Genomic DNA, 21,520 nt, shown 5'->3' with positions numbered 1-21,520 from the left:
ACTAAGATGGAAAGGCTCAAAATTATCAGATTCCTCCACTTCATAACTGAAATATTTTATGATTAACGTCTTATTAACAAGACTGTCGTGTGAATAAGTTATATTCCTACGCTATAAATAAAGGTACGAATTGCGGGCTGCTCCGGTTCAGATGCAGGCGGGAACAAACATTCATTTAACAATTCTATAGCAACTGATCCATATATACGCATTGTCTTCTACTACTTCTTACCCCCACTTTACCCCCATCTTCGGTATCAAACATTAAACTTTCCTAACTTTACAGCAAAAGGCACATAATAAGTGGCGGATATCATCAATCTATTACCAGACAACATAGCCAATCAGATAGCAGCAGGGGAAGTGATACAAAGGCCTGCTTCAGCAGTCAAAGAGCTGCTGGAAAATGCCGTGGACGCAGGTGCTTCGGAAATACAGCTCATCATCCGGGATGCCGGTAAAGAACTTGTACAGGTAATCGATAACGGGAAAGGAATGAGTGAGACGGATGCGCGCATGTGCTTCGAAAGACATGCTACTTCCAAAATACAAACCATAGACGACCTTTTCTCTATCCGTACGATGGGTTTCCGGGGTGAAGCACTGGCGTCTATTGCCGCCGTTTCACAGGTTGAACTGAAAACCCGTATGCGCGGTGCAGACATTGGCACCTATATAGAAATTGACAACAGTGCGGTAAAAAAACAGGAGATCTGCCAGACAGCAGAAGGTACCAGCATCGCTATGAAGAACCTCTTCTTCAACGTACCTGCACGCCGTAACTTCCTGAAAAGCAATGCAGCAGAAATGAGGCATATCGTGGATGAATTTATCCGTGTAGCCATGGCTTTTCCGCAGATCCAGTTCACCCTCACCAGCAATACTCAGCAGCTGTTCTACCTGGAAAAAGGCTCGCTGAAACAACGCATCATCGCTATTCTTGGGCAGCATTACAATGCCCGCCTGGTTTCTGTAAAAGAAACGACAGACTATATGGATGTGTATGGATTTGTGGGTAAACCTGAGACAGCCAAAAAGACAAGGGGAGATCAGTTCTTCTTTGTGAATAACCGCTTCATCAAGAGCCCGTACCTGCACCATGCCATCATGAATGCTTTTGCGGAAATGATACCGGCAGACAGCTACCCGCTGTATGTATTGTTCATCGATCTGGATCCGGGCCATGTGGATATCAACGTGCATCCTACCAAACAGGAGATCAAGTTTGACGACGAAAAGGTGATGTACGCGTTCATACAATCGGCCGTGAAACATGCACTGGCACAGTTCAACATCACTCCTACACTGGATTTTGAACTGGACCCGGGCATCCAGCAACTGGATGCGGTGAGCAAACCGTTCACGGAGCAGCAGCAGGCCAAATCAGTCAACACCTCCCTATACAAAAGCTTTACACAGGCTAATCAGGCACACACCATAGACACCACCAGTTCCAGTAACCTGAAACACTGGAAAGATCTGTACGATATTGGTAAGCCTGTAGCAGCCCCTGTAAATGATACCATTGGAAGGATACAGGAAGAAGCACGTTTTACCACCTCCGCTCCTGTAGAGAACCGTCCGTCTGCAGCATCTATGATAGACGAACGCTGGCAGGATACTACCATTGACCAGAAAGTACCGGTACAGGTACATCAGCAATACATCCTCTCACAGATCAAGTCAGGTTTTATCCTGATAGATCAGCAGGCTGCTCACGAGCGCATTCTGTATGAACGCTATCAGCGCGCCGTACAGGAAAGTCCTATGGCTACCCAGCAAAGCCTGTTCCCGCAAACACTCCCATTGCCTCCGGCAGATGCTGCCCTGCTCACAGAGATGCTGCCCGACCTGCAGGTGCTGGGATATGACCTGGAGCCCTTCGGCAACAATACATTTGTTGTAAGAGGTACGCCGGCAGATATCCAGAGCGGCAATGAGCAGGCAAGCATAGAAGGATTGCTGGAGCAGTTCAAGAACTTCAGTCATGAGCTCAAGGTGCCCCGCAGGGAACAGCTGATCCGCTCCATGGCCCGCAATAATGCCATCCCTACAGGTAAGTCATTGTCTACCCGCGAAATGCAGAATATCATTGATGAACTGTTTGCCTGTTCTATGCCCAATGCGGCGCCGGGTGGCAAGTACACGTATATTTCCTTTAAGCTGGCCGACCTGGCAAAGATGTTTGGATGATTGGGAATATATCGCTGAGTGCTGCATATAACTTCCCATGCACTGCATAGGCATTTTTATAGACTTCCGCATGTTCTGCTGCCGGAGAAAACACTTTTTCTCCCACGGCAGTGAAACTCGTGGGAAGTTTTAATGCCTGGAATGCCAGTAGCACAGCCCCCATGGCCGAAGCATCACTCTCATGACGCAGGTGCATCGGGCGCTGAAACACATCCGCCATGAGCTGTACCCATTCCGGGGAGTGGGTAAATCCTCCGCTGACAGAGATCTTCTTTACTTTTCCAGCCGTTTCTTCCAGCGCCTCCGTGATGCTGAGCAGTCCGAACGCCATCCCCTCCAATAAGGCACGCAGGAAATGCCAGGTAGTATGATGCGGTTGTACGCCAATAAAAGCACCTTTGGCATGCCCATCCCATACCGGGGCACGTTCGCCATGCAAGTATGGCAGACATAGCAGGCCCTCTGCCCCCGGAGGAGTGTTCAATGCCTGTTGTAAACCCGCGTCCACTTGTAATGGTCTATCGGAAACTGTTTGCAGGAAAGCGTCCAGGTACCATTGCAATACTACTCCCCCGTTATTGATCGCTCCACCGGTTACAAAATGCCCGGGTGTGAGCACATAAGTGAATAACCTTTCCTGAGGGTCTGTCAGCGGCTGATCAATGGCCATACGCACCGCCCCGCTGGTACCGATGGTCAGCGTTGCATGCCCCTTATCCAGCGCATTACTGCCCAGTTGCGCGAGGCAACCATCACTGGCGCCGGCTACAAAACGGGTATCTGGCCGCAGGCACAGGTCGCGGGCCACATTCTCCAGCAATCCCTCAATAATGCTATCGCTGCTGACCGCCTCTGGGAGTTGTGCGGCTGTGATACCCGCTGCTTCCAGAGACGCCTTATTCCATGTCAGGTCATGGATATTAAACAAACCGGTAGCAGACGCTGTTGAATGGTCTGTAATGTACCGGCCAAAGAAATGATAAAAGATATACTCTTTAATCCCGATGAAACGGGCAGCTGACTGAAAGATATCCGGCTCCTGTTCTTTCCACCAGATGATCTTGCATAAGGGAGACATCGGATGTACGGGAGTGCCGGTCTGCTGATGTAAGGTGGCTGATAAAGGCGTTCTGCGCAGACGATCGGCCACTGGCTGACTCCGGTTATCCGCCCATATGATCAGGGGCGTCAGGGCTTTACCTTCCTTATCCATTGCCATTACACTGTGCATGGCCGTACTGAATGACACTGCCGCGGGTGGATCTTTCATAATCGTGACCACGCTCCTTATCCCACTCTTTACTGCTTCCAGTATCACATCCGGATCCTGGGTGCTATGACCAGGTTCAGGTTGATCAATAGGGTATTCCTGCTGCGACTGGGCCATCACTTTTCCGTCCTGCCTTACTGCGATCACTTTAGCACTGCTTGTTCCAAGATCCACTCCTATTATATATTCCATTACTATGATTTTATAAATTTCCTTTTATACTTTTTTCCTATTAACCTTAGAAAATAATTTATAGATTTAAAATCACTTTAGCTCAATTAAATTATCCACGATTATGGCTTTTCAGATCAAACAGAAAGGACCTGTTTATGACATTTGCATTGTTGGCTCAGGTGCAGGTGGCGGTATGGCTGCTAAAATACTATCTGAGGCCGGACTAAAAATAGCCCTTTTGGAAGCAGGGCCAAAATATGATCCGGCAGATCCACAACAGATCACTCAATTGAAATGGCCCGATGCCTCACCACGCAGAGGCGCCTCTACGACCCGGCCCTTTGGCGATTTCGATGCAGCTTATGGCGGCTGGGAAATAGAAGGGGAACCTTACACTACCAGTGGCGGTACTAAATTTGACTGGTTCCGCTCCCGTATGGTGGGTGGACGTACCAACCACTGGGGACGTATCTCCCTGCGTTTTGGTCCGCGGGACTTTAAGCATAAAAGCTATGATGGTCATGGAGATGACTGGCCGATCAGCTATGAGGACGTAGCGCCTTACTATGACCGTGTTGATAAAATGATCGGTGTATTCGGCACCAAAGAAGGCATTGCCAATGAACCAGACGGTTATTTCCTGCCACCACCAAAACCAAGGCTGCATGAACTGATGCTGCAAAAGGCGGGAGCAAAACTGAACATTCCGGTTATCACTGCACGTATGTCCATGCTGACACGTCCGGTGAATAAAGAACGTGGCGCCTGTTTCTTCTGCGGACAGTGTAACCGTGGCTGTCAGGTGTATGCCGATTTCTCTTCTTCGTCCGTACTGGTGAAGCCTGCTATGAAAAGCGGACATGTAGACCTGTATGATAACGCCATGGCACGCGAAGTGCTCACAGATAAAGAAGGTAAGGCCACCGGTATTTCCTTTGTGGATAAAACTGATCTCCAGGAATATACCGTGAGGGCAAGAGTAGTCATACTGGCTGCCAGCGCATGTGAATCAGCCCGTCTGCTGCTGAACTCAAAGTCGGCGCAGCACCCGAACGGATTAGCCAATTCGAGCGGCGTAGTTGGTAAGTACCTGCACGATTCTACCGGCTCATCGCGTGCCGCTTTCATGCCTAAACTGATGGATCACAAGCGCTATAATGAAGATGGCGTGGGTGGTATGCACGTGTACATCCCATGGTGGGAAGATAATAAGAAACTGGACTTTGCCCGCGGTTATCACATTGAATTTGGCGGCGGTATGCGCATGCCTTCCTATGGTGGTTTCTCTGGTGTTGAACGCTTCAATGGAAAATACCCCGGTAAAGATGGTAAAACCAAACCAGCAGGTGGCTACGGAGCATCCTTAAAAGAAGATTACCGCCGTTTCTATGGTGCTACCATTGGCTTTGCCGGCAGAGGAGAATGTATAGCGCGGGAAGACAATTACTGCGAAATAGACCCGAAAGTAGTGGACAAATGGGGTATCCCTGTATTGCGCTTCAACTATACCTGGAGTGAGCATGAGATCAAACAGGCCAAACATATGCAGGATACTTTCGAACAGATCATCCATGAAATGGGCGGCGTTCCGCTGGGTACCAAACCCGGCGCTGAAACCATGTATGGACTGGAAACACCGGGCAGGATCATCCACGAAGTGGGTACCACACGTATGGGCGATGATCCCAAACGTTCTGTGCTCAATAAATACAATCAGGCACACGATGTGAAGAACCTGTTCGTTGTGGACGGCGGTCCGTTTGTATCGCAGGCTGACAAGAATCCTACCTGGACTATCCTCGCTCTATCTATGCGTGCTTCAGAATACATCATGGGCGAAATGAAGAAACAAAACATTTAACACGACTCAATTCACTTGAAATATGGACAGAAGGGAATCACTCAAAGCGCTGACCATTGGCTCTCTCTCGGTAGGCGCTATTCTGACCGGCTGTGATGATAAAAAGACGACAGCAAAAGAAAAAGACGGCGCAGGAAAGCTGCCATCTTATGGCCGTACCGAACCGGAAGCTGCAAGAGACGCAGCGTTGATGGCGGAAACGTTCTTTACTGCTGCAGAAATGAAAACGATCACAGTGCTTGCAGATATTATTATTCCAGCCGATGAACATTCCGGCAGTGCCTCCGAGGCGAAGGTTCCGGAGTTCATTGAGTTCATGGCCAAAGACCAGCCACAGTTCAAACTACCGCTGCGCGGAGGCTTACGCTGGCTCGATGTACAATGTGCGAAACGTTACAATAATGCCTTTGTAGATTGTACGCAACAGCAACAGCTTGAACTGATTGACCAGATCGCGTATCCTGAACAGGTAAAACCAGAGATGGTACAGGGTGCTGCCTTCTTCAGCCTGATGAGAGACCTGACTGCCAATGGTTTCTTCACCACCCAGATGGGCATCAAAGATATTGGTTACAAGGGCAATGTGCCGAATGAGTGGGATGGTGTTCCGGCAGATGTATTGCAGCACTACGGACTGTCGTACGATGAAAAGCTGCTGCCACTCTATGTAAAAATGGAGGACAGAAGTAAGATCATGACATGGGATTAATACCATTCAATCCCCCGTACATCATTATTTAACAGGCATTTTCTCTCATTTCTATTATATTGATCGGTAAATTTTGTTACATATGGTCCAGGAAAAAAACAATCAGGGAAGTCATGAATCCCGCAGATCATTCTTAAAGAACGGCGCACTGGCGGCGGCCGGCTTTATGATCGTTCCACGTCACGTATTAGGAGGTAAAGGTTTTATTGCACCCAGCGATCGTTTACGCGTAGCCGGTATAGGTGTGGGTGGTAAAGGAGAAAGCGATCTGTCCGAGATCGCCAAAGGCCCGGCAGACATCACCTACCTCTGCGATGTCGATACCCGCAGGGCTGCCAACTCTGTTGCCCGTTTTCCCAAAGCGAAATTCTACAAGGACTTTCGGGAAATGCTGGATAAAGAGCATAAAAATATCGATGCCGTTACTGTATCCACTCCAGATCACCAGCATGCCGTAGCTGCTATGGCAGCCATGCAACTGGGTAAACACGTATACGTTCAGAAACCGCTCACCCACGATATCTTCGAGGCCCGCGCATTGACATCTGCGGCCAGGAAACACAAAGTGGTGACCCAAATGGGTAACCAGGGCGCTTCCGGCGACGGTGTACGCCAGATGATGGAATGGTACAATGCAGGCCTTATCGGCGATGTGCATACCGTATACTGCTGGACAGACCGTCCGGTATGGCCACAGGGTATTCCCTGGTCCAACCTGAAGGCAGAAGTGCCAAAAGAACTCGATTGGGACCTCTGGCTGGGTACTGCTCCTTACAAAGATTATATCGATAAACTGGTGCCTTTCAACTGGCGCGGCTGGTGGGATTATGGTACCGGCGCACTCGGCGACATGGGATGCCATATCATAGAACCTCCTTTCCGCATACTGGGTCTGGGCTATCCTAAATCAGTAGAGTGCAGCGTAGGTAGTGTTTATGTAGACGAATTCAAACGCGGTTATTTCCCTGAAAGCTGTCCTCCGTCTTCACACGTGATCCTGAAGTTTGACGGCAAGAACGGTAAAGAGATCACCCTCCACTGGATGGATGGTGGTATCCAGCCGGAGCGTCCGGAAGAACTCGGTCCTAACGAAGTAATGGGCGACGGTGGCAACGGTGCTATCCTGATCGGCGACAAAGGCAAGATGATGTGCGGTACTTATGGCAGGGATCCGCAGTTGCTGCCTACCAGCAAGACCAAACAGACCACCGTTAAGCAAACTATTGCCCGTGTACCGGAAGGACACTATGTGCAGTGGGTAAATGCTGCAATTGCTGGTTTTAACAGCGATAAGAATAAAGCCATCAGCTCTCCGTTCTCTATTGCCGGTCCGCTCACAGAAACTTTATTGATGGCTAACCTTGCTATCAGAAGCTTCGACATCAAGAAAGAAAAAGATGGAAAAACATCATTCCCAGGCCGTTACATCAAGCTGCTGTGGGATAGTAAAGAGATGAAAGTCACCAACTTTGATGATGCCAACCAGTTTGTAAAAAGAACATACCGTCAGGGCTGGAGCCTCGGTGTATAACCTTATGCAACTAAATGATAATCAAAGGGGAAGGCCGGAAGGCTTTCCCCTTTTTCTTTGGAAATCAGCTGTTTAAGTACTATATTTACTATGACGGATCATAATCCCAATCCCCAATACATATGTACTTACGAAGATTGTCCCCTGTAATGCCAACCTTACTGTTCTTACTGATGCTCATAGTAAGTGGATGTAAAAAAATGCTTTCTGAGGAGGGCCCTCCGCCAGATTATACCCCACCTGTTCAGATCGTGCAAACGAGTATAGAAGGCCGTGTGTTGAATGAACAATCGCAACCCGTACAAAATGCATTTATATCCGGCGGAGGACAGATCACTACGACCAATGAAGACGGGCATTTTCTGCTCGAAAACATCCGCGTACTCGACGATGCAGCTGTGGTCAGTGTGCAAAAGAACGGCTACTTCAGAGGTTACAGGACGCTCATGGTACGCCCTGACCAGTCGCAATATGTCCAATTGGAGTTATTACTTAAAAACGAGAATAAAATCAGCGCCACCACCGGCGATCTTATTCCCTTCCCCGAAGGCACCCTCACCTTTCCCCCCAATGCTGTTCTCACGGCTGGCAACCAGCCTTACGATGGAACAGTAACCGTCCGTTCCTTTTATATACATCCTATAGCCAGCACTGTGGCAGACCAGATGCCGGGAGACCTGCGTGGTGTTGATAAGAATAACAAACAGCTAGGCCTGCGGGCGTTCAGTATGATCGTTTTCACGATGGAAGATGCCGCCGGTACAGCTCTTCAACCTGATCCCGCGAAGCCTGCCAGCTTCCGGATCATGATACCCAATGAACTGACGTCCAGCGCTCCGCAGCAAATACCTTTATGGCGTTTCGACGAGGCTACCGGTTTCTGGAAGGAAGAAGGACAGGCCACCCGCCAGGGAAATGACTATACAGGTACTGCAGGACAAACAGGATACTGGCTGTGCGCAACCACTTTTCCGCAGATTACGCTCACGGCCCATGTAAAGGATCAGCAGGCAGCGCCGCTCTCCAATACCCGTGTCACCCTGCTTACGAAACCAGACTTTATTCCGACCTTTGGATTCACCAATGTTGAGGGAACATATTATGGTAAAGCCGCTGCCAATACACCAATGACGATGATCCTGACAGACAATTGCTTCAATGTACTCCGCCAGCAGGAGATTGGTCCCTTTAGCGTAGCCGCGGAGATCAGCAATGTGAACGTGACCCTCGCTGAGAATGAGACGCTGATCATTAACGGAACGGCTAAAGACTGTGATCAGTTCAATGTGATAAGCGGTAAGGTGATCGTCAACGTGGAACAGCGGAACTATACCGCAAGCATTTCCAATGGCAATTTCAGCGTCACAGTCCTGCGGTGCAGTAGCCAGCCGGTCAGTGTCACTTTTACTGCCACAGACAGCCGCACTAACCAGACATCGACCACAACCATACGTGCAGGCGCCGGAACCATCACTCCTGCGCTGGAAGTGTGTAACTGACTTTTATTTTAATGACACACAATAATTTATCATTTACGCCGCCATTACTTTTTTACTACATTACGGCCCGTACGATCCTATCTGCCCTATACATTCTATAACTATTGCGTCCATTTATGTTGTATAGGTCTCTGTTTTTTGTCGGAGCATTATCCATATTCTCTATGTATGCCTGCCGTAAAGAAAGAAGTCTTGAAGGCACCATCATTGACTATCATTGTGGCTACGCGCCCTATTCCGCCGGGTCTTCTTTTACCTATCAGTATACCAACAGCAGTGGGGATACCTCACATTATGAGCTCCTGGTAACTGGTGATACGACCATTAATGGCCACCTGTATTCCGTCCTTAGTGATGGATCTGCTGACCAGTTCGTGCGCTGTGACAATGGCAGTTATTTTCTATATGAACAGGCCTTGTCCCTGCCGGACTATCAACTGGAAGAAGGAGACAGGTTATTCCTTCATGACAATTACAGTGAGGGAAGCAGCTGGAACGATACGGTATCAGTGACCATTGCCGGTGTTGAACAGACGGGCCTACTGCAATACCATATGCTGAAGAAAGAGGCCGTTCATACTGTGTTGGGTAATGATTATAAAGATGTTATTGTCGTACGGCAGGACGCCGCCGTCCTCATTGGAGAAACCGCATATCCCGCTGGCACCATTGCGACGTATTATTATGCGCTGGGAGTAGGCTACATAGAAACCGCCTCACCTACTGATACTATCCGTCTGCAACACTATGCTATCCGCTAGTATTTTTCCCATACCTGCGTCAGGAAACGTTCTACCGTTCTTCTGACGTTGGTAGCGCTGTTGTTATGATTATTTACAAGTACGCTGAATACAAGCGTCTTGTTTTTCTTAGTAACGAGGTATCCGCTTAATGCCACGCACCCCGACAAGGTACCGGTCTTGGCGTGCACAAACTGTTGTTTGTAATAGTTTTTCAGCGTGCCTTTGCCTCCCGTGGGGAATAAAGCATAGAGTCTTTCGGAAGGATAGGTTTTATACATATCCGACAATACACTTACGAAGTCGCGCGGGGTGAAGAGGTTGTATCTCGACAAGCCGGAACCATCCACCCATTTAGGGGTATCGGGTAAATTGGTCAGATAGCTCTTCTCCATGAAATCGATCGTACGGGCGGTACTGATCGTGTCCCAGAGCCGTGCAGCGCACATCATCAGCGTTTGTTCAGCAAAGAAGTTATCACTTCTGTGCATCATCGGCAGGAACAGGGAATCTGCCGGTATGCCTTTCAATAATGTAAATGCGCCTGGTGGAAGTGTTGTTCCATCGGTCAGTACAGTTACCGGCTTGTGTAATGTATCCTGCAGCCTGTAGGCAAGATCGCCTGTGTGGCCTGTTATGAAGGGGACTTCTGCTTCCTGCAGGCTCTTATCATTTCCGTTGAAGGTCAGCGAAAAACGGTTACTGCGCTCATCTCTTTCTGCGAGGAGTTCCTCCAGCTTATCATCTCTACGGAAGGTAAAATGAGCGGTGTCATTGAACATACGCGGCCAGATCAGTGTCATATCCCCATGGTGGCGGATGCGGGCTACGTTGCCGTACATAGGCCATTCATTTAATTCAGGCTGGTAATAGTCGGCGTAATCACTCCACGCCCATCCATAGCCGAAACGTTTATTTTCAGATACAGCAGGAACGATCATAATACGTTTAGAAGTTTGCTGCAGTAACTGCCAGGCAGGTTGCACCGTATAATCCGGATGAAGGAATGCCGGATCTGCCGTGCCTTTTACATACAACACGGAATCTGTTTCCAGGTAGCGTAATGCCGGCAGAGAATCGCCCAGCAGGCGCATGGCGGTATATAATGTAAATATCTTGGTATTGGATGCCGGGGTAAAATAATGATCGTCCTGGTAGCTGTACCAGTATTTTCCGGTAGCTGGTTCATAGATACTGATACCTGTATGTGCCTGTCGTAAGGCGGGGCTGCTCAGTAATTCCTCTTCTGCCCATTTCCTGATCTGGCCATACTGTGCGAAAGCTGTCTGCTCCATCAGCAATAACAGGCAACCTGATAAAACGATCCTGAATAATCTCATATACTTCCTGTAAAACGAAGGCCCCTTGCCGGGGCCTTCAATATCCTTTTTTATAAATATACTACGCCTTAGCTAAAATATCTAGTGATACCCGGTTTTGCATAAGCATAGTTACCAGATGCATCCGGTACTATCGGAGGTGCTGCATCAAATGCATAAGTAGCCGGCTGCAGGTTCAAACCTGAATTAAGTGCCTTGTCAAATGCAATAGTCTGTCCGGAATAGGTAGCCAGCCTTCCGATGATAGCCGTCAGCGTTGTTTTAGCGGCCCTCTCCGTATCCCAGAACTTGTATTCACCTTTGGCAATAGCGGCAAACAATTCATCGTGTTCCGCCTGGTAAGGCTGGTTCTCATTTTTCTTGTCAAACTGGTAAAGCACTTTTCCCTTATGATCTTTGATCACTGCCTTATCCATCAGCATACGGCCTTTTATACCTACGATCTCTTCATCTACCCTGCTGTCGGAATCTTTCCAGTGCCGGCACTGGCTGTTCATCACTACGCCATTGCCATAACGATATTCCACAAAGTGGTGGTCATAGATCTCGCCGAACTCTTTGCCGGTGCGTACGGAACGGCCGCCCATTCCTACCGCGGTTACCGGGTAATCGTTCATGAACCAGTTACCAACATCAATATTGTGGATATGCTGTTCTACGATATGATCTCCACACAGCCAGTTGAAATAATACCAGTTGCGCATCTGGTATTCCATTTCCGTATACTCAGGTTTACGTGGTCTTACCCACAATGCGCCCTGGTTCCACCATACCTGCATAGACACCACGTCGCCGATTATGCCGTCCTGGAAACGTTTGTACATTTCCCGGTAAGAGGTCTGGTAACGACGTTGCAAGCCAACCACCACATTCAGTTTCTTTGATTTTGCCACTTCCGCCGCATCCAGTACTCTTTTGATACCTGCCGGATCTGTAGCTACAGGTTTCTCCATGAAAACGTGTTTCCCCTGTTTAACCGCTTCCTCAAAATGGATAGGGCGGAAACCCGGAGGCGTTGCCAGAATGACAACGTCAGCGAGCGCGATGGCCTTCTGATAGCCGTCAAAACCTACGAACTTGTGTTCTTCTTTTATATTCAGACGGCCGGGCTTATCCCCAACTTCGTCTTTGATATTATTATAGCTGGCGTTCAACCTGTCAGCAAAAGCATCCGCCATTGCCACGAGCTGCACATTTTCTTTTGTACTGAGCGCCTGCACAGCAGCACCGGTACCGCGACCGCCGCAGCCAATCAGGGCTACTTTGATAACATTGTCTGCGCCTGAAAAGAAGTTTGCCTGTGACAGCATAGGAGCCGCGAGCAGTCCGCCGGCTAAAAGAGACGATTGTTTCATAAAGTCTCTGCGGTTTTTTCCGTGGAATTGATTTAGTTCTTCCTGTTGCATGATAGAGTTTTTTATGAGTTAATGTGGGGGATATCTACTAAGCTGTAATACAGCAATTTTTTACCGGCTTATCTGGCGCCTTTATATTGATCGATGACGTCTTCAAAAAACTGTTCGGCCTCTTCCTTTGTAGGCTGCTTCAGCGGGCGGACTACACGAAAGCCTACGAAGGGTGCGTCAGCATTCCACCAGTAACTCTTAGGGATCTGTGGGTCCCGGCGGTTCCAGTTCGGATCAGATTTCAGGCGGCTGGCGCTGCGCAGCATCGCCACGTCATCATGATAATTTCCTCCTTTGATGGTTCGCGGCGTTTTGGCTGTTGGCTTATTCCATGGGTCTGTATCTGACACATGCTGAAGGTATTGTTCATCGTATTGGTCCAGCGTCCATTCTGCTACGTTTCCCAGCATATCGTACAGTCCCCAGGCATTGGGTTTCAACTCTCCTACTTTATGATACTTGTTATCGCTGTTGGCGGCATACCAGGCGTACTCTTTCAGTTTTGATACATCATTGCCGAAAGGATAGGCTGTAGCTGCGCCTGCACGGCAGGCATATTCCCACTCAGCCTCTGTAGGCAGGCGGTAGAACACGCCAGTTTTCGCATAGAGCCATTTACAGTACATCAGTGCGCCATACTGGCTCATACTGTTAGCCGGATAACCTCCTACTTTCCCCATGCCAAGTGTCAGATCTATATAAGGAGGGCTGGGCCGTGTCATGCCATCAGGAATGGGAGTTTTGTCTTTTTCCGGATCAGAATATACGTCATACTGCTCGAAGGTCACTTCGTATGCGCCCATCCAGAAGGCGGCGATCTTCACTTTTTTCTGAGGGCCTTCGTCGGCGTCTCTTCCTTTTTCACTTTCCGGACTTCCTATTGTGACCTCCCCGGCCGGAATAGGCACCATTTTAAATGTGAATGTAGTTCCGGGCAACTTCTCTTCATACGCGGTAAACGGCTGGTTGATAGTTTCCTGTGCGAAGGCAGTGCCGGTCAGCATAGTTCCCAGCGATAACGCCAATAGTCTGTTTTTCATAACACTTCTTGAAAGATAAAACCTGTAATGCTGTGAATTTATTAAATCAAATAATGGAATGCAACGTTTTTCTGTTGAAGATGCGTCAATTCTACACTTTTCCTCTCCTCCCCTTGCAACAGAATCAAAAAGCGATTACATTTAACATTCATGCAATCAACCCTTGGAACGTTATGGAAAGAAGAAAATTCCTTCAGCAAAGCACATTAGCGGGACTATCCACGCTGGCTATCGGCAACACAGCCGCAGCGATGCACAATGATCTCACAAACCCGGAATCTGCAGGTAAGACATTTAACCTGAACTATGCCCCCCACGACGGGATGTTTAAAAACAGCGCGGGCGCCAGCTTTTTAGACCAGATCCAGTTTATGTATGACCAGGGCTTCCGTGCCATAGAAGACAATGGGCTGATGAAACGCGATCCGGCAGAACAGGAAAAGGTCGGAAAGCTCCTCAGCAAGCTCGGTATGCAGATGGGCGTTTTTGTGATAGATGCCGGAGACAACTGGAAAGTATCTCTCACCACTGGTAAGCAGGAGTTTAAGGATGCTTTTGTAAAGGTATGTAAGCAGGCACTGGAAACGGCTAAACGTGTAAATGCCAAATGGGCCACTGTGGTACCTGGCTATTTTGAAAGAAATCTGCCTATTGGTGTACAAACCGCCCATGTAATCGAGGCTTTTCGTATGGGAGCAGACGTACTGGAAAAAGAAGGACTGATCATGGTTATGGAGCCATTGAGTGACAATCCTGACCTGTTCCTGCGTACAGCAGAACAAAGCTATGGCATCTGTAAAGCAGTGAATAGTCCAAGCTGTAAGATCCTTTACGATATCTATCATATGCAGCGCAATACCGGCAACCTGATTCCCATCATGGACCTGTGCTGGGACGAGATAGCCTATATTCAGATCGGTGATAATCCGGGTCGCAAAGAACCTACCAGCGGCGAAATCAATTACAAGAACATATTCAAGCACTTACATAAAAAAGGCTTCAAGGGTGTGCTGGGCATGGAGCACGGCAACGCCAATCCAGGCAAAGAGGGTGAACTGGCCCTGATAAAAGCTTACAGAGAAAGCGATGATTTTCTGTAAGCCGGTATAGCTCCAATTTGTTACCTTCCCAAAAAATTTCATTACATGAACTTTCTCATCCGCTTACTTGTAACGGCGCTGGCAGCTATGCTTTCTGCATACGTGTTGCCGGGTGTAACTATCAAGGATTTTACGACTGCCCTTGTGCTCGCATTAGTATTAGCTATCTTGAACCTGTTGGTGAAACCAATACTGATAATACTAACACTTCCTGCTACGATACTTACACTGGGATTGTTCCTGTTAGTGATCAATGCTATTATTATACTGCTCGCGTCCAACCTTGTAAGAGGATTCAAGGTGGACGGATTCTGGTGGGCGCTGATATTCAGCCTGGTCCTCACCGTTGTTAGTGGTATCATGCATAGCATTGCGGGAGGCGATAACGATTGAGCTTAATACCATGTATTTTGAACGTGCACATATCAGTGACGGGGAGCTGCTGACTTTTTATAAAGCCCTGTTGTATCCGCGGCTGGTTGAAGAGAAAATGTTACTGCTGCTGCGACAGGGAAAAGTCAGTAAATGGTTTTCCGGCATCGGTCAGGAAGCCATTGCTGTAGGCGCCACTTTAGCGTTAGACGCCGACGAGTGGATCCTGCCCCTGCACAGAAATCTCGGTGTATTCACTGCCCGGCAGCTACCGTTACAGCAGCTGTTCCATCAATGGCAGGGCAGTCCGCTGGGATTCAGCAAAGGACGGGAACGTTCCTTTCACTTCGGCACCCGGCAGCATCATATCTGTGGTATGATCTCCCACCTGGGACCACAGCTTTCTATTGCTGACGGCATTTCTCTGGCACATAAATTAAAAAAAGAACACAAGGTATCCCTGGCCTTTACCGGTGAAGGCGGTACCAGTGAGGGCGAATTCCATGAGGCCCTGAACGTGGCGGCTGTATGGGATTTGCCCGTCATCTTCCTGATAGAGAACAATGGCTATGGACTGAGTACACCGGTAGAAGAACAATACCGTTGTGAACAACTCGTACAAAGAGCCGCCGGATATGGCATGCGCGGCATGCGTATTAACGGCAACAATCTCCTGGAAGTATATCATGCCGTAAAGGAAGCGAAACGTCATGCCCTGCAGGAGCAACAGCCCGTATTAATAGAGGCGATGACCTTCCGCATGAGAGGCCATGAAGAAGCCAGCGGCACTAAATACGTCCCTCCTGCCCTGTTGGAGGAATGGGCTAAACAAGACCCCATCCAGCATTTCGAAGGGTTCTTATCCTATCTGCAACTTATCAACGAACAAGACATTCACGATATCCGGGAGGCACTGAAGCAGGAAATAGACCGGGAAATAAATACCGCGCTGGCAGCTGTATCTCCGCCGGTCAGTGAAGCGGATGAGCTGAAGGATATTTATGCCCCTGCCCCCGCGCCGGTCTCACCGGCGGCTGGTAGTGCCGTTCATGATAAAAGATTCATCGACGCTATTTCCGAAGGACTGGACCAGGCCATGGTACAGCATCCCAACCTCATATTAATGGGACAGGATATTGCGGAATATGGCGGAGCGTTTAAGATCACAGATGGTTTTCTGGCAAAGTATGGAAGGGAAAGAGTGAGAAACACGCCTTTGTGTGAAAGCGCTATTGTAGGAACGGGACTTGGACTCTCCCTTATGGGATATAAAAGTATGGTGGAGATGCAGTTTGCCGACTTTGTAACCTGCGGCTTCAACCAGATCGTCAATAACCTGGCAAAGATCCACTACCGCTGGGGACAGACCGCCGATGTCGTGATCAGGCTTCCCGCAGGGGCAGGTGTTGGCGCCGGACCCTTCCACTCCCAGAGTAACGAAGCCTGGTTCACACATGTACCGGGGCTGAAAGTAGTATATCCCGCCACCCCGGCAGATGCCAAGGGATTATTGCTTGCGGCATTTGCCGATCCCAATCCGGTATTGTTCTTCGAGCATAAAGCACTCTACCGCAGTATCAGCGGCCCCGTGCCGGAAGCACCTTATACTACGGAGATCGGGAAGGCCAGCCTTGTACGGGCAGGAGAAGATGTCAGCATCATCACTTATGGCGCCGGCGTACACTGGGCGCTGGAATATGTACAGCAACACCCGGACGTATCACTACATATACTTGACCTGCGTACTTTATTACCGCTGGACTATACCGCCATCCGGGAAGCAGTGGCCGCTACCGGCAAAGTATTAATTCTTCATGAAGATACGCTCACCGGTGGCCTGGGAGGAGAGATCAGTGCGTGGATAGCAGAACATTGCTTCCATCTGCTGGATGCACCCATACTGCGCTGTGCAGGACTGGATACCCCGGTTCCGTTCGCCGCACCACTGGAGAAAAATTTCCTGGCTAAATCACGTCTGCATCAATATATAGAGCAACTCACGAACTATTAGACGGGTACGTATGTTGGGATTTTCAAACAGAATGCGCTAACTTGCAGCCCGGACCACTAAACATCATTTTTATGTTGCTTGAAGTAATTAATAACGTAGAGACTACCGATTTTTACAGAGCGGGAGACAAGATTGCCCATTATCTGACTTATGCAGTTATTATCCTGTTTGCGTTAATGTTCCTCTACGCAGCTATCAAATACGCTAAGCGCTAGTATCCAACTTATTAAGATATTAAAAAGGCTGTTTTACTCCAAGGTAGAACAGCTTTTTTTATGTCTTATTTTACTCTGACGTATACCAGCTTCCCCATTTTACGGCTGCTTTCCCGGATATCTATTTCGAAATCCTCAAAGCTTTTAATCAGCTGTATCAGTTTGTTATACCCATAGTTACGGGCGTCGAAGTCGGGCTGTTTCTTCAGCAACAGGTTGCCCAACTCTCCCAGGTAGGCCCAGCCATCTTCATCTGCAATATCATTAATACTGGACGCCAGCAGGTTGATCACATATTTATCGGCCTTACTGATGGCTTTACCATTCCCCTTGTCTGCCTTCCGTTTGGTAGACGCTTCCTTACCATTATCGGCCAGGATCTCCAGGTAGATAAATTTGTCGCAGGCAGCGCGGAAAGCGCTGGGCGTCTTCTTTTCTCCAAGTCCGAACACACGCATTCCCGCTTCCCGCAGGCGGGTTGCCAGACGTGTAAAGTCGCTGTCGCTGGTGATAAGGCAGAAGCCGTCCACCCGCCCGGTATAAAGAATGTCCATGGCGTCAATGATCATAGCCGAGTCTGTTGCATTCTTGCCGCTGGTATAGCTGTATTGCTGCACAGGGGTAATGGCATTATCCAGCAGGACCGCCTTCCAGCCGGTCAGGGTAGGTTTCGTCCAGTCTCCATATATCCGTTTGAAAGTCGGGATGCCGTACTTGGCCACTTCTTCCATCATGGGCTTTACGCCGGCGTACGGAATATTATCTGCATCGATGAGGACTGCCAAACGGAGCTCTTTATTTTCCATACCTGTAGATTGGGGTGTATGCAAATTTACTACCGCCCGGCCGATAAATAATATAAGTTGTATTTTTCCCATTAACCGGCTGGGGTTCTGCCCTTTATTGTAACTTTGCGGTATGGAACAGGATCAGTTGCCCGGGAGAATTTACACCTTCCATTTTATAATGTTATGCCTCAGCAATGCACTGTTTTCCGCCAGCTTTAACATGTTGCTACCGGAATTGCCTGCCTATCTGACCCGGATGGGTGGTGAGGATTACAAAGGATATATACTTGCGCTTTTTACGCTAATGGCCGGCTTGTCCCGTCCCTTCAGCGGAAAACTGACAGATACGATCGGTCGTGTGCCAGTGATGATCTTCGGCTCGCTGGTGTGTGTGGTGTGCAGCCTTTTGTACCCATTGGTCAGCTCTGTAGGCGCCTTTTTATTACTCCGCTTCTTTCACGGTTTTTCTACCGGCTTTAAACCGACCGGTACCGCCGCTTATGTTGCCGACATCGTGCCCTCCACCCGCAGGGCGGAAGCCATGGGTATGGTTGGCCTGTTCAGCACAATAGGTCTGGCTATGGGACCAGCTATCGGGGGTTATATCACTAACCACTGGGACATACATATCATGTTCCAGGTATCTGCAGTGTTTGCCTTATTGTCTGTCGTGATCCTGGTGGGCGGCATGCGGGAAACCTTACAGGACAAACAGCGCTTCCGTTTATCCACATTGAAGATCAGCAAAACTGAAATATTCGAGCCGCTGGTACTGGCGCCTGTGATCGTCATCTTCCTGACATATCTCAGCTATGGCGTATTGTTCACCATCATTCCGGACTTCAGTACCTATCTGGGCATTGAGAATAAAGGCTTGTTCTTTACCTTCTTTACCGCCGCTTCCATCAGTATCCGCTTACTGGCGGGTAAGGTGTCTGACAAATATGGCCGCGTACCTATTCTGAAGATATCCACCATTACCATGGCCATCGGCGTTTTCCTGCTGGCCATAGCACACACGCCGGCAATGATGCTGACGGCGGCTGTCGTTTATGGAGTTTCTGTCGGGATGAACTCTCCCGCCATTACCGCCTGGACTATCGACCTGGGCCATCCGCAGCACAAAGGCCGCGCACTGGCTACAATGTACATTGCGATGGAAGCCGGCATCGGCCTGGGCGCTTACCTGTCAGCCTTTGTCTATCACAATGATGCCCGCTTCTTCCCTGTCACGTTCTTTTGTACAGCAGTCGTGACCCTGATGGCGGCCCTCTATCTACTGTTTATTTATCACAACCGCCGCCTGCAGATCATGTGGCGTTTTGTTCATATGCGGGCGCCCGTTCCTATCAGAAGGTTCCTGCCATAAGCTTTATAAAAAAGCCCCCTGCAGCAAACAGGGGGCTTTTTTATAAGTAGTGATTTCTTCCCTTATTACAACTGCTCGTACAATGCACGGAGGCGTTCACGTGTCATCTGTTCCTTCCAGTTTTTACCCAATGCGTTCTCCCACAGTGGCGCCATTCCCAGAGAAACGTCAATCATAGCATTGAACTGCTCGTCAGACAGGCCCTTGGTAATACCCTGCGGGATATCGATATTATGCTTCTTCACCATCTGCTTGAACTCCTTCACTCCATCCGGATAAAACTCTTCGAGCTTATCAAACACGATACAGTTACCAATACCATGTTTCGTACCCAGCAGGTAAGACAGGCCATAGCTCACGGCATGTGCCACACCTACCTGTGAATAGGCGATACTCATACCACCGGCATAAGACGCCATCATCAGTTTTTCGTCTGCATCATCATCCCAGGTATTTTTCTCCAGGAAGATCTCCTGGCAGAGACGCAGTGCTTCCTCACCGTAAGAACGGCTGAACGCATTCAGGTAAGTACCCTGTAAAGATTCGATACAGTGGATATAACAATCCATCGCTGTGTAGAACTGTTGGTTTACCGGTACACCTTTTATCAGGTCCGGATCGAGTACGATCTGGTCAAATGGCGTAAAGTCAGAGTTCATTCCCAGTTTACGGGTCGGTCCGGTCAACACGCAGGTACGGCTTACTTCAGCCCCCGTACCGGAGAGCGTAGGAATACCTACTTTATACACACCGGCTACTTTTACGAGGTCCCATCCCTGGTAATCAGCAGAAGAACCAGGGTTCTTCATCATCAATGCTACGGCTTTGGCCATGTCCATTACAGAACCACCGCCAATACCAATGATGCCGCTTACTTCACCAAATTCCGCCTTCAGCTCATCTCTTACCTTATCCACATATTTGGTCTTCGGCTCATCAGTAACATCGATATATACGATCTTATCTTTACCTCTCAGGGGAATACGTTTGGCAAAGGCTTCATTACCCTGGAAGAAATGGTCTACAAAGAATATCATTGGCGCATCGCCCTTACGGCGGGGAGCCAGTATCTCATCAAGCTGGTCAAACGCACCACGGCCAAACACCACATAATCGACCATTTTAAAGTTCCTGAATTTCATCTCAGTCGTTTAATGATTTAGTATTACAGTAATTTTTCCGCCTTCAGCAGATCTTCCGGCGTATCGATCTCCACACCCATATATTCTGTCACTACCATTTTCATGGGAATACCATTTTCCAGGTAGCGCAGGCATTCTATTTTCTCCGCAGCTTCCAGGGGACTTACCGGCATTTTGGTAAAATCCATCAGCGTCTGTCTGCGGAATGCATAGATCCCGATGTGCTCATAATATACGGTCTGGATGTTCTTGTCGCGCGGGTAAGGAATGACAGAGCGGGAAAAGAAAAGGGCATTGAACTTCTTATCCACCGCCACCTTCACATAGTTTGGGTCTTCGATAGATTTTTGGTCTTTCAGTACCTGCATCAGGGATGCCACCTGCACCTGTTTACCTTCTTCTCCTTCGAATACTTTCAGCAATTTCTCCAGCGGCTCTTTCTGGGTAAAGGGTTCGTCGCCCTGTACATTCACAACGATATCAACATCCGCACGGTCTTCAATAGCTTCTGCTATACGATCGGTCCCGCATTCATGTTCCTTTTTGCTCATGATGGCTTTACCGCCATTATTCACAATTTCATTGTAAATGATCTCGCTGTCGCACACCACCATTACCTCGTCAAACACGCCTGTGTTCACGGTGCTTTCGTAGGTACGCAGAATGACAGATTTACCTCCCAGCTTAGCCATCAGTTTACCCGGGAAACGGGTAGCCCCATAACGGGCGGGAATCAAGGCTACTTTCTTCATGCTTATCT

The 21,520-nt window shown here is 48.7% G+C and carries 18 protein-coding genes; 11 read left to right on the top strand and 7 right to left on the bottom strand.

Going from position 1 to position 21,520, the window contains the following annotated elements; all coding sequences use genetic code 11:
* Positions 1–303 precede the first annotated feature (303 nt).
* Positions 304–2,193, top strand: a complete 1,890-nt coding sequence (gene mutL / locus L3C95_RS03670; protein WP_236385339.1) for a DNA mismatch repair endonuclease MutL — start codon at positions 304–306, stop codon at positions 2,191–2,193.
* Here mutL and L3C95_RS03665 read toward each other — a convergent pair.
* Positions 2,159–3,655, bottom strand: a complete 1,497-nt coding sequence (locus tag L3C95_RS03665) for a gluconokinase (protein ID WP_236385338.1) — start codon at positions 3,653–3,655, stop codon at positions 2,159–2,161. The genes mutL and L3C95_RS03665 overlap by 35 nt on opposite strands.
* Positions 3,656–3,758: 103 nt before the next feature.
* On the opposite strand from L3C95_RS03665, the gene L3C95_RS03660 reads away from it, so the two are divergent.
* From L3C95_RS03660 to L3C95_RS03640, 5 genes are all read left to right on the top strand, one after another.
* On the top strand, positions 3,759–5,498 hold the full coding sequence (locus L3C95_RS03660) for a GMC family oxidoreductase (RefSeq protein WP_236385337.1): 1,740 nt from the start codon (positions 3,759–3,761) through the stop codon (positions 5,496–5,498).
* A 22-nt stretch (positions 5,499–5,520) separates the two neighbouring features.
* Positions 5,521–6,207, top strand: a complete 687-nt coding sequence (locus L3C95_RS03655; protein WP_236385336.1) for a gluconate 2-dehydrogenase subunit 3 family protein — start codon at positions 5,521–5,523, stop codon at positions 6,205–6,207.
* An 82-nt stretch (positions 6,208–6,289) separates the two neighbouring features.
* A complete protein-coding gene (locus tag L3C95_RS03650) occupies positions 6,290–7,738 on the top strand; it encodes a Gfo/Idh/MocA family protein (protein WP_236385334.1) in 1,449 nt (482 codons plus the stop codon).
* Positions 7,739–7,860: 122 nt separating this feature from the next.
* Entirely contained in the window at positions 7,861–9,237 is a 1,377-nt protein-coding gene (locus L3C95_RS03645; protein ID WP_236385332.1) for a carboxypeptidase-like regulatory domain-containing protein, read from the top strand.
* Between the two features lie 164 nt (positions 9,238–9,401).
* On the top strand, positions 9,402–9,998 hold the full coding sequence (locus L3C95_RS03640) for a hypothetical protein (protein ID WP_236385328.1): 597 nt from the start codon (positions 9,402–9,404) through the stop codon (positions 9,996–9,998).
* On the opposite strand, the gene L3C95_RS03635 is transcribed toward L3C95_RS03640, so the two are convergent.
* The 3 genes from L3C95_RS03635 to L3C95_RS03625 all read right to left on the bottom strand — a co-directional run bounded on the left by L3C95_RS03635 (position 9,995) and on the right by L3C95_RS03625 (position 13,763).
* Entirely contained in the window at positions 9,995–11,317 is a 1,323-nt protein-coding gene (locus L3C95_RS03635; protein WP_236385326.1) for a D-alanyl-D-alanine carboxypeptidase/D-alanyl-D-alanine-endopeptidase, read from the bottom strand. The two genes, L3C95_RS03640 and L3C95_RS03635, sit on opposite strands and share 4 nt — an antisense overlap.
* Positions 11,318–11,385: 68 nt before the next feature.
* Positions 11,386–12,672, bottom strand: a complete 1,287-nt coding sequence (locus L3C95_RS03630; protein WP_236385320.1) for a Gfo/Idh/MocA family protein — start codon at positions 12,670–12,672, stop codon at positions 11,386–11,388.
* Positions 12,673–12,791: 119 nt separating this feature from the next.
* Positions 12,792–13,763 (bottom strand): formylglycine-generating enzyme family protein, encoded by a 972-nt coding sequence (locus L3C95_RS03625; protein ID WP_236385318.1) that lies wholly within the window; start codon positions 13,761–13,763, stop codon positions 12,792–12,794.
* A gap of 173 nt (positions 13,764–13,936) precedes the next feature.
* On the opposite strand from L3C95_RS03625, the gene L3C95_RS03620 reads away from it, so the two are divergent.
* From L3C95_RS03620 to L3C95_RS03605, 4 genes are all read left to right on the top strand, one after another.
* The gene (locus L3C95_RS03620; protein ID WP_236385316.1) at positions 13,937–14,863 is read left to right on the top strand and encodes a hydroxypyruvate isomerase family protein; all 927 of its coding nucleotides are present in this window, start codon (positions 13,937–13,939) and stop codon (positions 14,861–14,863) included.
* A gap of 45 nt (positions 14,864–14,908) precedes the next feature.
* On the top strand, positions 14,909–15,256 hold the full coding sequence (locus tag L3C95_RS03615) for a phage holin family protein (protein WP_236385314.1): 348 nt from the start codon (positions 14,909–14,911) through the stop codon (positions 15,254–15,256).
* A 10-nt stretch (positions 15,257–15,266) separates the two neighbouring features.
* Positions 15,267–17,246 carry a thiamine pyrophosphate-dependent enzyme gene (locus L3C95_RS03610; RefSeq protein ID WP_236385311.1) on the top strand — a complete coding sequence of 660 codons (1,980 nt, stop codon included), beginning with the start codon at positions 15,267–15,269 and terminating at the stop codon, positions 17,244–17,246.
* A gap of 71 nt (positions 17,247–17,317) precedes the next feature.
* Entirely contained in the window at positions 17,318–17,461 is a 144-nt protein-coding gene (locus L3C95_RS03605) for a hypothetical protein (RefSeq protein ID WP_236385310.1), read from the top strand.
* A gap of 65 nt (positions 17,462–17,526) precedes the next feature.
* Here L3C95_RS03605 and L3C95_RS03600 read toward each other — a convergent pair whose 3' ends face one another.
* Positions 17,527–18,267 carry an NYN domain-containing protein gene (locus L3C95_RS03600; protein ID WP_236385307.1) on the bottom strand — a complete coding sequence of 247 codons (741 nt, stop codon included), beginning with the start codon at positions 18,265–18,267 and terminating at the stop codon, positions 17,527–17,529.
* 112 nt (positions 18,268–18,379) lie between these two features.
* On the opposite strand from L3C95_RS03600, the gene L3C95_RS03595 reads away from it, so the two are divergent.
* Positions 18,380–19,618 carry an MFS transporter gene (locus L3C95_RS03595; protein ID WP_236385305.1) on the top strand — a complete coding sequence of 413 codons (1,239 nt, stop codon included), beginning with the start codon at positions 18,380–18,382 and terminating at the stop codon, positions 19,616–19,618.
* A 65-nt stretch (positions 19,619–19,683) separates the two neighbouring features.
* Here the strand turns inward: L3C95_RS03595 and L3C95_RS03590 are convergent, their stop codons facing one another.
* On the bottom strand, positions 19,684–20,760 hold the full coding sequence (locus L3C95_RS03590; protein ID WP_236385302.1) for an iron-containing alcohol dehydrogenase family protein: 1,077 nt from the start codon (positions 20,758–20,760) through the stop codon (positions 19,684–19,686).
* 23 nt (positions 20,761–20,783) lie between these two features.
* The gene (kdsB, locus tag L3C95_RS03585) at positions 20,784–21,512 is read right to left on the bottom strand and encodes a 3-deoxy-manno-octulosonate cytidylyltransferase (protein ID WP_236385300.1); all 729 of its coding nucleotides are present in this window, start codon (positions 21,510–21,512) and stop codon (positions 20,784–20,786) included.
* Between the last annotated feature and the right edge of the window lie 8 nt (positions 21,513–21,520).

Source organism: Chitinophaga filiformis, assembly GCF_021646545.1.
Taxonomy (GTDB): Bacteria; Bacteroidota; Bacteroidia; order Chitinophagales; family Chitinophagaceae; genus Chitinophaga; species Chitinophaga filiformis_A.
The sequence above is the reverse complement of the archived record's forward strand: the minus strand, read 5'-3'. Positions and strand labels throughout refer to the sequence as shown.